This window comes from Streptomyces virginiae (assembly GCF_040638905.1).
Classification (GTDB): Bacteria; Actinomycetota; Actinomycetes; order Streptomycetales; family Streptomycetaceae; genus Streptomyces; species Streptomyces virginiae_B.
In genome coordinates this window covers 80952-94509 of record NZ_JBEZYV010000006.1, presented here as the reverse complement: position 1 = coordinate 94509, position 13558 = coordinate 80952, and the positions used below count along the sequence as shown (strand labels likewise).

The 13558-nt window shown below is 69.4% G+C and carries 9 protein-coding genes; 4 read left to right on the top strand and 5 right to left on the bottom strand.

Going from position 1 to position 13558, the window contains the following annotated elements; all coding sequences use genetic code 11:
• Position 1: 1 nt before the first annotated feature.
• Positions 2-1135, bottom strand: coding sequence for a site-2 protease family protein (locus AB0F82_RS11255; RefSeq protein WP_390079239.1), 1134 nt, complete (start codon positions 1133-1135; stop codon positions 2-4).
• Positions 1136-1358: 223 nt separating this feature from the next.
• Between AB0F82_RS11255 and AB0F82_RS11250 the strand changes: the two genes are divergently transcribed.
• Complete coding sequence (locus tag AB0F82_RS11250) at positions 1359-2249, top strand: RecB family exonuclease (protein WP_362625813.1); 891 nt, start codon at positions 1359-1361, stop codon at positions 2247-2249.
• 156 nt (positions 2250-2405) lie between these two features.
• The gene (locus AB0F82_RS11245) at positions 2406-3077 is read left to right on the top strand and encodes a response regulator (RefSeq protein WP_030655915.1); all 672 of its coding nucleotides are present in this window, start codon (positions 2406-2408) and stop codon (positions 3075-3077) included.
• 127 nt (positions 3078-3204) lie between these two features.
• On the opposite strand, the gene AB0F82_RS11240 is transcribed toward AB0F82_RS11245, so the two are convergent.
• From AB0F82_RS11240 to metH, 4 genes are all read right to left on the bottom strand, one after another.
• A complete protein-coding gene (locus tag AB0F82_RS11240; RefSeq protein ID WP_362625809.1) occupies positions 3205-4788 on the bottom strand; it encodes an ABC transporter substrate-binding protein in 1584 nt (527 codons plus the stop codon).
• Between the two features lie 71 nt (positions 4789-4859).
• A complete protein-coding gene (locus tag AB0F82_RS11235; protein WP_362625806.1) occupies positions 4860-6464 on the bottom strand; it encodes an ABC transporter substrate-binding protein in 1605 nt (534 codons plus the stop codon).
• Positions 6465-7036: 572 nt separating this feature from the next.
• A complete protein-coding gene (locus AB0F82_RS11230; protein WP_362625803.1) occupies positions 7037-7738 on the bottom strand; it encodes an HAD family hydrolase in 702 nt (233 codons plus the stop codon).
• A 111-nt stretch (positions 7739-7849) separates the two neighbouring features.
• Complete coding sequence (gene metH / locus AB0F82_RS11225; RefSeq protein WP_362625800.1) at positions 7850-11359, bottom strand: methionine synthase; 3510 nt, start codon at positions 11357-11359, stop codon at positions 7850-7852.
• Positions 11360-11633: 274 nt separating this feature from the next.
• Between metH and AB0F82_RS11220 the strand changes: the two genes are divergently transcribed.
• Both AB0F82_RS11220 and AB0F82_RS11215 read left to right on the top strand, forming a co-directional pair.
• Positions 11634-12401, top strand: a complete 768-nt coding sequence (locus AB0F82_RS11220) for an IclR family transcriptional regulator (RefSeq protein ID WP_362625797.1) — start codon at positions 11634-11636, stop codon at positions 12399-12401.
• A 314-nt stretch (positions 12402-12715) separates the two neighbouring features.
• Positions 12716-13498: an MIP/aquaporin family protein gene (locus tag AB0F82_RS11215; protein ID WP_356810878.1), complete on the top strand. Its 783-nt coding sequence runs from the start codon at positions 12716-12718 to the stop codon at positions 13496-13498.
• Positions 13499-13558: the final 60 nt, after the last annotated feature.

The following is a 13558-nucleotide window of genomic DNA, read 5'->3' as shown; positions in this document are numbered from 1 at the left end:
TTCAGGACTGGGGCCGTGCCATGGCCTTCACGAAGGCCTTCTCGACGTCGAGGGTGGACAGGACGCCGTAGATGGCGCCGCCGGGTTCGAGGACGAGGTATTCGGTGGCGGGGGTGGCGCGGAGGTGGTCGAGGAGTTGTTCGCCGGTGAGTTCCGAGGAAACCTTCATGCCGTCGGTGAGGTCCTGGGCGAGGGTGCTGACGGCGACCCAGGGGCGGCGGTGTTCGGGGACGGAGGCGATGGCGCTCTCGCGGACGATGGCGGTGGGGTCTCCGTGGCCGTCGACGACGACGAGGGCGCGGGCTCCGGCTTCGTTGGCGCGGCGGAGGGCTTCGGAGAGGGGGGTGGCGTTCTCGACGGGGATGGCGCGGCGGGTGAGGGTGCGGGCGCGCAGTTCGGGGAGGTGTTCGCGCAGGCGGGCCATGCGGAGGCTGTTGCCGGCGCCGGTCCAGATGATGGCGGCCAGGATGGCGGCGAGGAGGGCGTCCATGACGGTGTCCATGCCGCCGGTCTCTTCGGTGCGGTTGCCGAGGAGTCCGGTGTGGGTGAGGAGGGGCAGGCCGAGGAGGACGGCGACGGCGAGGGCGCGGCCGACCCAGGCGGCGGCGACGGTGCCGGCCATGGGCTTGCCGGTGATGCCCCAGATGACGGCGCGGAGCATGCGGCCGCCGTCGAGGGGGAGGCCGGGGAGCAGGTTGAAGGCCGCGACGAGCAGGTTGGAGATCATGAGGCCGGCGAGGAGGACGCCGGGGACGGTCGCGGGGTCGACGGCTTTCATGCCGAGGTAGAAGGCTCCGGCGAGGAGGAGGGAGAGGAGGGGGCCGACGAAGGCGAGGACGAATTCGCGGCCGGGGGTCTCGGACTCCTTCTCGATCTCGGAGACTCCGCCGAAGAACTGGAGCTGGATGCGGCGGACGGGGAGTTTGAAGCGGAGGGCGGCGACCGTGTGGGCGAGCTCGTGGACGAGGACGGAGGCGTAGAAGGCGACGGCGAAGAAGAGGGAGACGAGGTAGCGGACGGGTCCGAGGTCGGGCAGGACGCGGTCGAGCTGGTCTCCGAAGACCCAGGTGATGAGGGCGGCGACGAGGAACCAGCTGGGTGAGACGTAGACGGGCACGCCGAAGGGGCGGCCCATGAGGAGTCCGCCGCCCGGTCCGGAGCGCCGGTTATCGCGCTCGCCGGTCTGGTCGGTGTCTGCCACGTCTGTCCTTCGTTCGGTGCCGGGGGTTCGCGTGTGGTTCTCGTGGTGTACGGCGCGGTGTGGACAGCGCCTGGTGATGCTCCGATCATGCAGTGCGAGGGGGCTTGGCGTCGATGGTATGCGCGTGCTGTCGGTCGCGGGTCGTAGGGTTTTGTCCATGACGACGAGCCCCGGTGCCGTGCCCGGCGCGGCCCAAGCCGCAAGCCCGAGCGCTGTGGCACCTTCTTCCCTCTCTCCTTCCCGGGCGAGCGATTTCATGCAGTGCCCTTTGCTGTACCGGTTCCGGGTGATCGACAAGCTGCCGGAGAAGCCGAGTGCGGCGGCGACGCGGGGGACGCTGGTGCACGCGGTGCTGGAGCGGCTCTTCGATCATCCCGCGATGGAGCGGACGGCGCCGCGGGCGAAGGAGCTGATTCCGGGGCAGTGGGACCGGTTGCTGGGGTCGCGTCCGGAGCTGGCGGAGCTGTTCCCGGAGGGTGACGAGGGGGCGGGGCTGGCGCGGTGGCTGACGGAGGCGGAGGCGCTGGTCGATCGCTGGTTCACGTTGGAGGACCCGACGCGGCTGGAGCCGGTGGAGCGGGAGTTCTTCGTGGAGACGGAGCTGGAGTCGGGGCTGCGGCTGCGCGGGATCATCGACCGGGTGGACGTGGCGCCGACGGGTGAGGTGCGGATCGTCGACTACAAGACGGGGAAGGCGCCGCGGCCGGAGTACGCGGAGGGTGCGCTGTTCCAGATGAAGTTCTACGCGCTGGTGGTGTGGCGGCTGAAGCAGGTGGTGCCGCGGCGGCTGCAGCTGGTGTATCTGGGCAGTGGGGACGTGCTGACGTACGACCCGGTGGTGGCGGACCTGGAGCGGGTGGAGCGCAAGCTGCTCGCGTTGTGGGAGGCGATCCGGGAGGCGACGGAGACGGGTGAGTGGCGGCCGCGTCCGACGAAGCTGTGCGGCTGGTGTGATCACCAGGCGTCGTGTCCGGAGTTCGGCGGTACTCCCCCGGTGTATCCGCTGCCGGTCGTGCCGCGGCCCGGCGGTGCTTCGGCGGGTAGCTAGGCCTCTTGGGGATCGCGTCGGCCGGTCCGGGCGTTGATTCGCCGCATACCCCCTGGACGGCCAGGGGCCCGGGGCGGGGGCGGATTTCTTGATCGTCGGGTCAGGGCAGAATGGGCGTGTCCGCCGAAGCCGTCCGACGAATACGAGGTATCGCCCGTGGCCATCCGCGTTCTTCTGGTCGACGACCAGCCACTGTTGCGCACCGGTTTCCGGATGATCCTGGAGGCGGAGGAGGAGCTGGCTGTGGTCGGCGAGGCCGGGGACGGCCTGCAGGCGCTGGACCAGGTGCGGGCGCTGCAGCCGGACGTGGTGCTGATGGACATCCGGATGCCGCGGATGGACGGGGTCGAGGCGACGCGGCAGATCACGGGGCCGGGCCGGGACGGTCCGGCGAAGGTGCTGGTGCTGACCACGTTCGATCTTGACGAGTACGTGGTGGAGGCGTTGCGGGCGGGGGCGAGCGGCTTCCTGTTGAAGGACGCGCCGGCGAACGAGCTGGTGCAGGCGATCCGGGTCGTGGCGGCCGGCGAGGCGATGCTCGCGCCGAGCATCACGCGGCGGCTGCTGGACAAGTACGCGGGGCATCTGCCGTCGGGTGAGGAGCGCGTCCCGGACACGCTGGGGACGCTGACCGAGCGCGAGGTGGAGGTGCTGAAGCTGGTGGCGCGGGGGCTGTCGAACGCGGAGATCGCGGCGGACCTGTTCGTGAGCGAGACGACGGTCAAGACGCACGTGGGGCACGTCCTGACGAAGTTGGGGCTGCGTGACCGGGTCCAGGCGGCGGTGTACGCGTACGAGAGCGGTCTGGTGCGGCCCGGGGCGCAGTAGCCGGTGGCCGGCTGTGGCCGCGGGCACAGTGCCCGTGACGGCCGAGGGGCCGCACGCGCGGCGGAACGTCGGTGGACGTCCGCGCCGCTGCGTGCGGCCCCTCGGTGCGTTCGGGGCGCGGCCCGCGTCAGCCCTTGCTGATCTCCCAGAAGCGGAAGACCGTCGAGGCGTCCAGGGACCACTGGAGGCCGTTGACGTTCTGGCGGGTGACGGCGTACTGCTTGCCCTGCCAGAGCGGGAGGAGCGGGAGCTCCTCGGCGACGATGTCCTGGAGGCGGTTGTAGTCGGTGTTGGCCGCGGTGCGGTCGGACTTCGCGGAGGTCGACGGGATGATCGTCCCGGTGATCTCCTTGTTGTCGTAGTTGTTGTTCAGGACGTTGCCCGGGCCGAAGAACGGCTGGGTGAAGTTGTCGGCGTCCGGGTAGTCGGGGACCCAGCCCTTGACGTAGATGCCGTACTTGCCGGCCTGGATGTCCTTCTCGTACTGCTCGTACTCGACGGACTTGACGTCGGCTTCGAAGAGGCCGCTGTCGTTGAGCTGCTTGGCGATGACCTCGAACTGCTGGTCGGTGGAGGGGCCGTAGCGGGACGGGGTCGAGTACAGGGTGACCTTGACCTTGCCGTTGATGTTGGCGGCCTTGAGGACGGCCTTGGCCTTCTCGGGCTGCGGGGTGCCGCCGTAGCGGTCGAAGAACGGCGTGGTGTGGCCGGCGATGCCGGTGGGGACGATGGAGTACAGGGCGGTGGCGGTGCCGGCGTACACGTCCTTGACGAGGGCTTCGCGGTCCACGAGGTAGGCGATGGCCTTGCGGACGGGGAGCTTGCCGACGACGGGGTCGTTCACGTTGAAGACCATGTGCTCGACTTCGGCGCCGGTGCCCTGGACGACGTCGACCTTGTCGTCGCCGGTCTTGGTGGAGGCGAGGGCGGCGATGTCCTTGGCGGCGAGGCCGCGGAAGGCGAAGTCGACGTCTCCGCTTTCGAGGACGGTCTTGAGGCCGGCCTGGTCGCCGTTGAAGAACTTCAGCGTGACGCCGGTGTTCTTGGCCTTGGCCTTGCCCGTGTAGGACTCGTTGACGGAGAAGGTGGCGCTCTTCTCGCTGAAGGAGTCGAGCTTGTAGACGCCGGAGCCGACGGCCTTGTTGTCGGTGCGGAGCTTGTCGGCCGGGTACTCGCGGTGGTCGACGATGGAGCCCGCACCCGAGGCGATCTTGCTCGGGAAGGTGGCGTCGGAGGTCTTCAGGCGGAAGACGACGGTCTGCGCGTCAGGGGCGTCGATGCCGGCGATCGAGGCGAGCATGACGGCGGGGCCGTTCTCGTCGTTGATCTTCAGCGTGCGCTCGAAGGAGTACTTGACGTCCTTCGAGGTGAGCTCGTGCCCGTTGCTGAACTTCAGGTCCTTCTTCAGGGTGCACTTGAAGAGCTTGCTGTCGCCGCCCTCGAAGGCGCAGCTCTGGGCGGCGTCGGGCTCGGGGGTGGTGCCGCCCTTGGGGAAGCTCAGCAGCGACTGGAAGACGTTGTTGAAGAGCAGCCAGGAGCCCGGGTCGTAGCCGGACGCCGGGTCGGTGGACTTCACCTTGTCGGATATGCCCATGACCACGCCCTTGCCGCTGCCGGCATTGGAGCCATCGGTCGAACCGCAACCGCTGAGCAGCGCGGCGGCGGTGGCTGCGCCGAGCGGGGCCGCCAGCCACTGGTTACGTCGATTCACGCGAACGTCCTTCACAGTCGAACTGTTTCGTTGCTCCGGCCCGCGACACCCGCTGCCGGTCTTTGCCTTGCTCAGCCGCTTACGCCGCGGCCGAGCTCCCACAACTGGAGGTCGGAGATGGCGTTGACCGACCACTCCACTCCGGTGATCCCGTCGCGTGCGGCGACGTACTGCTTGCCCTGCCACAGGGGCAGGACGGGTACGTCCTCCGCGACGATGTCCTGCATCTCCGTGACCGCGGGCGCGGCGACGTTACGGTCGACCGCGCGCCGGGACTCGGGGAGGAGCCTGGTGCGCACCGCGCTGTTGGCGTACGGCGTGCCCAGGAAGTTGTCCTGCTCCAGGAACGGGGCGAGGAAGTTGTCGGCGTCCGGGTAGTCGGGGAACCAGCCGAGCCCGTAGGCGGCGTGGTCGCCCTTCTTCTGCGCGGGGCGGAAGTCCGCCCATTCGCTGCCCTGGACGGTGATGTCGAAGAGCTGGGTGGAGTTGAGCTGGGCCTTGAGGGCCTCGAACTCGGCCGCCGTGCCGTCGCCGTAGTGGTCGCTGGTGTAGTGCAGGGTCAGCTTGACCGGGGTCTTGATCCCGGCGTCCTTCAGCAGCGCGGCGGCCTTGGGCGTGTTGGCGTCGCCGTACTTGTTGTAGAAGGAGTTGACGTGGCCGGTCACGGCGGTGGGCACTAGCGAGTAGAGCGGCTGGGCGGACTTGCCGTAGACCTTGGAGATGAGCGCGCTGCGGTCGACGGCGGCGGCGAGGGCCTGGCGGACGGCCTTGTCCTTGACGACGGGCGCGTCGGTGTTGAAGCCGATGTAGCGGATCTCCAGGCCGGGCATGGGGACCAGCTTGACGCCCTTGGGCGGGTTGGCGCTGAGCTCGTTGATCTGGGCGGGCGACAGGGTGCGGGAGACCACGTGGATCTTGCCGTCGGTGAGTGCCTTGCCCATGGCCGGGGAGTCGGGATAGGTGCGCAGCTCGACCTTGTCGTTCTGCAGCTTGAGGTCGCCCTTGTAGTGGGGGTTCTTGCTGAAGACGGCGCGGACGAGGTGGTTGTCCTTGACCTCGGCCTTCATGGTGTAGGGCCCGGAGCCGTCGACTGCGAAGCCTTCGCGGAGCTTCTTGGCGTCGTAGTTCTTCTCGCTGACGATGCCGGCGGCCGGGGTGGAGAGTTTGAAGGGGAAGGTCGCGTCCGGGGTCTTCAGGTGGAAGACGACGGTTTCCTGGCCCTTTACCTCGACGTTGTCGAGGGTGGAGAGGAGCGAGGAGGGGCCGTTCTCGTCCTTGATCGCGAGGACGCGGTCGATGGAGAACTTGACGTCCTTGGCGGTGAGCGGGTCGCCGCTGGCGAACTTCAGACCGGGGCGCAGGGTGCAGCGGTAGCTCTCGTTGCCGGAGTCGGTGAAACGGCAGGCGGAGGCCGCTTCGGGGACGGGCTGGCCGCCGCCGCGCGGGGTGTGCATCAGCGTCTGGACGGTCTGGCGCAGGATGTTCCAGGCGCCGGCGTCGTAGGCGTATGCGGGGTCGAAGGGGGCGGGAGCGAAGTCTGCGGCCTCGAACCGGTCGGTGGTCCCGACGACGATCGCCGCGGATCCTGCTCCTCCGCCGCTCGCGGTGCCGCATGCGGCCAGCGAGGGGGTGAGCAGTCCGGCCGCGGCCGTCAGCACCATGGTCTTGCGGTTCATGCTGGAAGTACTCCCTGTAACCGGCGCTTGCTCAAAGCGGTGTGAAGGGCACTTCGCGGCGGTCGCCCGTTCGGGGCGGAACGATCGGGCCGGTGTTGTGACGATCGGTCCACGCGGTTCCGGCACAGGGGTGTGTGTCCGGGACGGCTGGGTGCGGCGCAGTGCCCGGCTCGACACTAGTGGTCCGGGGCGGGATGGCTGGAACTGGCCGGACTTGGGACGTAATCGCACTGTGATCGGAGCGAACTGCCTGTTCACAGGCAGGGCTGCGCAGATGCGGTCAGGGGCTGATCAATGTGGACACATGGGAAGCCGTGGGGGCCCCTGGACAGGCCCGTCGGGGGTGTGACGCGTGACCAAGGTCACCCTGTGCAACAGCCCCGGAGAGGATGGAATTTCAGCCTCCGGGGCCTACGGCGGAAGATCCTTCCGTCAGAGCGCGGCGCGACAGGGTTCCGTTCGGCACGGAGCGTACTCGGGAGATTCCGGTGCGTGGTGATGCATACCGATGTAGGTCAGTGCATGCCGATGTGTCCGCTTGGGTGGGCGCAGGTCCGGACGGACGCGCGGGCTCAGTTCATGGGGACGATGAGGGAGCGCAGGAACTCCAGGTCGACCTCCTCCAGCGAGCGGACGACCGTGCGCCCGGGGGCCGGTTCGATGACGCCCACGGAAGGGACGGCCACGACCCGGCAGCCGGCGGCCTCGGCGGCCGCCACACCGGTGCTGGTGTCCTCGATGACCGCGCACCGCGAGGGGTGGGCGCCGAGCGTCCGCGCCGCGAGCAGGTACGGGTCGGGGTGCGGCTTGGTACGGGCGACCTCGTCGCCGGCGACCGTCATCGTGAAGCGGTCGCGGCCGAGGGTGAGGAGCACCTGGTCGATGACCCGGCGGTGGGAGGCGGAGACGAGGGCGGTGGGCACGTTGTGCCGGGCCAGCTCGGTCAGCAGCCGCTCGGCGCCGGGCATCAGGGGGACCCGGTCGGCGATGCGGGCCTCGAAGCGCTCGTTGAGCAGGACGCTCAGCTCGGCGATGCCGATGGCGGCGCCGGTCGCCTCGATCAGGAAGCCCGCGCTGCGGGTCATGGGGCCTCCGACGACCACGTGGCGCCAGGCGTCCTCCAGGCGGTGGCCGAGTTCGCGGAAGATCTCCGCCTCGATCTCCCACCAGAAGCCCTCGGTGTCCACCAGGGTGCCGTCCATGTCGAGCAGCACCGCCTGCAGGGCCGAGCCGTCGGCCGTACGGGTGACCGGGGCGGGAACGGTGCTCGTCATGCGCGTACCTCTCTGAAGGGACGAGAAGGCCGGTCACCTCTTCCCGCGGGGCATCCCCGGGGGAACAGGCGACCGGCCTGTATGGGACCGACAAGTCTACGTCGGTGAAGCTCAGCGTGCGTTGAAATACTTCGCTTCGGGGTGGTGAATCACGATGGCGTCCGTCGACTGCTCCGGGTGGAGCTGGAACTCCTCCGAGAGGTGGACGCCGATCCGCTCCGGCTGGAGGAGGCCGGCGATCTTCGCGCGGTCCTCCAGATCGGGGCAGGCGCCGTAGCCGAGGGAGAAGCGGGCACCGCGGTACTTGAGGTCGAACATGTCCTCGACCTTGGCCGGGTCCTCGCCACCGAATCCGAGCTCGGCGCGGACGCGGGCGTGCCAGTACTCGGCCATGGCCTCGGCGAGCTGGACGGAGAGGCCGTGCAGCTCCAGGTACTCGCGGTAGGAGTCGGACTCGAACAGCTTGGCCGTGGCCTCGCCGATCTTCGAGCCGACGGTGACCACCTGGAGGCCGACGACGTCGGTCTCGCCGGACTCCTCGGGGCGGAAGAAGTCCGCGAGGCACAGGCGGCGGCCGCGGCGCTGGCGCGGGAAGGTGAAGCGGGTCCGCTCGTTGCCGTCGTCGTCGAGGATGATCAGGTCGTCGCCCTTGGAGACGCAGGGGAAGTAGCCGTAGACGACGGCCGCCTCCAGCAGGTTCTCGGTGTGCAGCTTGTCCAGCAGGCCGCGCAGGCGCGGGCGGCCCTCGCTCTCGACGAGCTCCTCGTACGTGGCACCGCCCGCGCGGGCCTGCTTGAGGCCCCACTGGCCCTTGAAGAGGGCTCCCTCGTCCAGCCAGGAGGCGTAGTCCTTGAGCGGGATGCCCTTGACCACCCGGGTGCCCCAGAACGGCGGGGTGGGCACCGGGTTGTCGACGGCCACGTCCGAGCGGCCGCCGGACTCCTCCGGCTCCTCCACCTGCAGGGGGGTGTCCCGCTTGGCGACGCGGCGCTGCTTGAGCTCGGGCAGGGCGGCGCCGGGCACGCCGCGCTTGACGGCGATGAGGGCGTCCATGAGGCGCAGGCCCTCGAAGGCGTCGCGGGCGTAGCGGACCTCGCCCTCGTAGATCTCGTGGAGGTCCTGTTCGACGTAGGCGCGGGTGAGGGCGGCGCCGCCGAGGATCACCGGGTAGTCGGCGGCCAGCTTGCGCTGGTTCAGCTCCTCCAGGTTCTCCTTCATGATCACGGTCGACTTCACGAGCAGGCCGGACATGCCGATGACGTCGGCCTTGTGCTCCTGGGCGGCTTCGAGGATCGCGGAGACCGGCTGCTTGATGCCGATGTTGACGACGTTGTAGCCGTTGTTGGTCAGGATGATGTCGACGAGGTTCTTGCCGATGTCGTGGACATCGCCGCGGACCGTGGCGAGGACGATGGTGCCCTTGCCCTCGTCGTCGGTCTTCTCCATGTGCGGTTCGAGGTGGGCCACGGCCGTCTTCATGACCTCGGCGGACTGCAGGACGAAGGGGAGCTGCATCTGGCCGGAGCCGAAGAGCTCGCCGACGACCTTCATGCCCTCCAGGAGGGTGTCGTTGACGATGTCGAGGGCGGGGCGGGTCTGGAGGGCCTCGTCGAGGTCGGCCTCCAGGCCGTTCTTCTCGCCGTCGATGATGCGGCGCTGCAGGCGCTCGTCCAGGGGCAGGGCGAGGAGTTCCTCGGCGCGGCCGGCCTTGAGGGACTTGGTGTTGACGCCCTCGAAGAGGGCCATCAGCTTCTGCAGCGGGTCGTAGTCCTCGGTGCGCCGGTCGTAGATCAGGTCGAGGGCGGTGGTGACCTGCTCCTCGTCGAACCGGGCGATCGGCAGGATCTTGGAGGCGTGCACGATGGCCGAGTCGAGGCCGGCCTTGACGCACTCGTCGAGGAAGACCGAGTTCAGCAGGACGCGGGCGGCCGGGTTCAGGCCGAAGGAGATGTTCGACAGGCCCAGCGTGGTTTGGACGTCGGGGTGGCGGCGCTTGAGTTCGCGGATCGACTCGATCGTGGCGATGCCGTCGCCGCGGGACTCCTCCTGGCCGGTGCAGATGGTGAAGGTCAGCGTGTCGATGAGGATGTCCGACTCACGGATGCCCCAGTTGCCCGTCAGGTCCTCGATGAGGCGTTCGGCGATGGCGACCTTGTGCTCGACGGTGCGGGCCTGGCCCTCCTCGTCGATGGTCAGCGCGATGAGAGCGGCGCCGTGCTCCCGGGCCAGGCGGGTGACCTTGGCGAAGCGGGACTCCGGGCCGTCGCCGTCTTCGTAGTTCACCGAGTTGATGACGGCGCGGCCGCCGAGCTTCTCCAGGCCCGCCTTGATAACGGGAACCTCGGTGGAGTCCAGGACGATCGGTAGGGTGGAGGCGGTGGCGAAGCGTCCGGCCAGCTCCTCCATGTCGGCGACGCCGTCGCGGCCGACGTAGTCCACGCAGAGGTCGAGCATGTGCGCGCCCTCGCGGATCTGGTCGCGGGCCATCTCGACGCAGTCGTCCCAGCGGCCCTCCAGCATGGCTTCGCGGAACTTCTTGGAGCCGTTGGCGTTGGTGCGCTCGCCGATCGCCATGTACGAGGTGTCCTGGCGGAAGGGCACGGTCTGGTAGAGCGAGGCGGCCCCGGGCTCGGGCTGGGGGTCGCGCGGGGCGATCGCCGTGCCGCGGACGCGCTCGACGACCTGGCGCAGGTGCTCGGGGGTGGTGCCGCAGCAGCCGCCGACCAGGGAGAGGCCGTACTCGCGGACGAAGGTCTCCTGTGCGTCGGCGAGCTCGGGGGCGGTCAGCGGGTAGTGCGCGCCCTGCTTGGTCAGGACGGGCAGGCCGGCGTTGGGCATGCAGGAGAGCGGAATGCGGGCGTTGCGCGCGAGGTAGCGCAGGTGCTCGCTCATCTCGGCGGGGCCTGTGGCGCAGTTCAGGCCGATCATGTCGATGCCGAGGGGCTCCAGCGCGGTGAGGGCCGCGCCGATCTCGGATCCCAGCAGCATGGTGCCGGTGGTCTCGACGGTGACGGAGCAGATCAGCGGGACGTTGACGCCGAGCGCCTCCATGGCGCGCCGGGCGCCGATGATGGAGGACTTGGTCTGCAGGAGGTCCTGGGTGGTCTCGACGAGCAGCGCGTCGGCGCCGCCCGCGAGCAGGCCCTCGGCGTTGGTCTGGTAGGCGTCGCGGATCTGCGCGTAGGTGATGTGGCCGAGGGTGGGCAGCTTGGTGCCGGGGCCCATGGAGCCGAGCACCCAGCGCTGCTGCCCGGTGGAGGCGGTGAACGCGTCGGCGGCCTCGCGGGCGATGCGGGCGCCGGACTCGGAGAGTTCGAAGTTGCGTTCGGCGATGTCGTACTCGGCGAGGGCGGCGTAGTTCGCGCCGAAGGTGTTGGTCTCGACGCAGTCCACGCCCACCGAGAAGTACGCCTCGTGCACCGTGCGGACGATGTCGGGGCGGGTGACGTTGAGGACCTCGTTGCAGCCTTCGAGCTGCTGGAAGTCGTCGAGGGTGGGGTCCTGTGCCTGGAGCATCGTTCCCATGGCCCCGTCGGCCACGACCACGCGGGTCGCGAGCGCCTCCCGGAGGGCGTCGGCCCGGGTCTGGGTGTCGGCGGGCGGGTTCGGCAACGAGGCCATGGAGTGCTCCCTGGGATGCGACGGCTGTCGGCTTTGCACCCCCTCTGCGTCAGGGGTGCACGCGGCCAGCGTAACCGCGGGGCACCGGCCCCGGTGCGGGTGTCCCACGTGGCGGACTGCATTCTGTGGCGGGGGCTTGTCCGAGGTGTCCCGGTGGCGGTACGGCGAACAGATCTCCTACGGTGCGCGAGGTCGGCATCGACCGATACTGTTCAGCATTGTCGAACCACGTCAAGATGGTCAGTGATACCGAAGGTCAGCAGGAGGCTGCGCGATGGCACGGAACATCCAGTCGCTCGAACGAGCCGCTGCGATGCTGCGACTCCTGGCGGGCGGCGAGCGCCGGCTGGGGCTCTCGGACGTGGCGTCCTCGCTGGGCCTGGCCAAGGGCACGGCCCACGGCATCCTGCGCACCCTGCAGGCCGAGGGCTTCGTGGAGCAGGATCCGGCCTCCGGGCGCTACCAGCTGGGCGCCGAGCTGCTGCGCCTGGGCAACAGCTATCTGGACGTGCACGAGCTGCGCGCCCGCGCCCTGGTGTGGACGGACGACCTGGCCAGGGCGAGCGGCGAGAGCGTGTACGTGGGCGTGCTGCACCAGAGCGGGGTGCTGATCATGCACCACGTGTTCCGGCCCGACGACAGCCGCCAGGTGCTGGAGGTCGGGGCCATGCAGCCGCTGCACTCGACCGCGCTGGGCAAGGTGCTGTCGGCGTACGACCCGGTCGCGCACTCCCAGGCGATGGAAGTGGAGCGGGACCCCTTCACCCCCCGTACGGTCACGGACGCGGTCGGCTTCGAGGAGATCCTGGGCCTGACCCGGGCGCGCGGCTGGGCCGCGGACGTCGAGGAGACGTGGGAGGGCGTCGCCTCGGTGGCGGCGCCGATCCACGACCGCCGCCGGATGCCGGTGGGCGCGGTGGCGGTCGCGGGCGCCGTGGAGCGGGTCTGCGGCGAGTCCGGGGAGCCCCGCGCGGCCCTCGTCGCCTCGGTACGGGACTGTGCGCGCGCGGTTTCACGCGATCTCGGCGCAGGCCGGTTCTGACCTCCCTTTAACAGGCGCCGGCCATCACCTGGCCCCCTTCTGCCTATTTTTCGCCATAACTCGACCTTGAGATGGCCGGATTTGGCTGATCGCACGTGCTGGTAACGATCCGACACATTGGCCTGCCCGACCCTTGACGCTTTCTTCACCTGGGCGGAAAACTGCCGTTCACCGGTCGGCATTGTCGAACACCTAACGGCAATACGCGCTAGGATGCGGCAAGGCCAAGGACCGGTGCAGCACTCACCGAGTGCGCGGAACCACCGGAGGGACCCGGGTTCCGCCCACCCCTGGACGTACGTAAGGAGTCGCGGGTGTCCAGCTCCGACATCTTCATCGGCGAGACCATCGGTACCGCCCTGCTCACTCTGCTCGGCGGTGGCGTCTGCGCCGCAGTGACACTCAAGAGCTCCAAGGCCCGCAACGCGGGCTGGCTCGCCATCACCTTCGGCTGGGGCTTCGCCGTACTGATCGCGGCCTACGTGTCCGCGCCGCTCTCCGGTGCGCACCTCAACCCGGCCGTCACCGTCGGCCTCGCCGTCAAGACCGGCGAGTGGGGCGACACGCCCGTCTACTTCGCCGGCCAGCTGCTGGGCGCCATGCTCGGCGCGGTGCTGATGTGGGTGACCTACTACGGCCAGTTCCGCGTACACCTCTCCGACCCCGAGCACATCCGCGACGCCAAGCTCGGCCCGGAGGACCCGCACCCGCACGACGTGGCCGGCCCGGTGCTCGGCGTCTTCTCCACGGGCCCCGAGATCCGCAACGTCGTGCAGAACCTCGCGACCGAGATCATCGGCACCGCCGTGCTGATCCTGGCGATCCTCACCCAGGGCCTCCAGGACGGCGGCAAGGGCCTCGGTGTCATCGGTGTCCTGATCACGTCCTTCGTGGTCGTCGGCATCGGCCTCTCGCTGGGCGGCCCGACCGGCTACGCCATCAACCCGGTCCGCGACCTCGGCCCCCGAATAGTCCACGCCCTGCTGCCGCTGCCCAACAAGGGCGGCTCCGACTGGGGATACTCCTGGATCCCGGTGGTCGGCCCGCTCGTCGGTGCCGTGCTCGCCGGCGGTCTTTACAACATCGCGTTCGCCTGATCAGCATCTGCCGCGCTCGTAAGATCCGCACCGCACTCCTGATTCCGCCTACTCACCAGA

Bases quoted from the DNA above. Each gene is read 5' to 3' on its own strand.
- AB0F82_RS11220 (WP_362625797.1), top strand. From the start codon at position 11,634: ATGGCACGGAACATCCAGTCGCTCGAACGAGCCGCTGCGATGCTGCGA.
- AB0F82_RS11250 (WP_362625813.1), top strand. From the start codon at position 1,359: ATGACGACGAGCCCCGGTGCCGTGCCCGGCGCGGCCCAAGCCGCAAGC.
- metH (WP_362625800.1), bottom strand. From the start codon at position 11,359: ATGGCCTCGTTGCCGAACCCGCCCGCCGACACCCAGACCCGGGCCGAC.
- AB0F82_RS11230 (WP_362625803.1), bottom strand. From the start codon at position 7,738: ATGACGAGCACCGTTCCCGCCCCGGTCACCCGTACGGCCGACGGCTCG.
- AB0F82_RS11235 (WP_362625806.1), bottom strand. From the start codon at position 6,464: ATGAACCGCAAGACCATGGTGCTGACGGCCGCGGCCGGACTGCTCACC.
- AB0F82_RS11255 (WP_390079239.1), bottom strand. From the start codon at position 1,135: ATGGGCCGCCCCTTCGGCGTGCCCGTCTACGTCTCACCCAGCTGGTTC.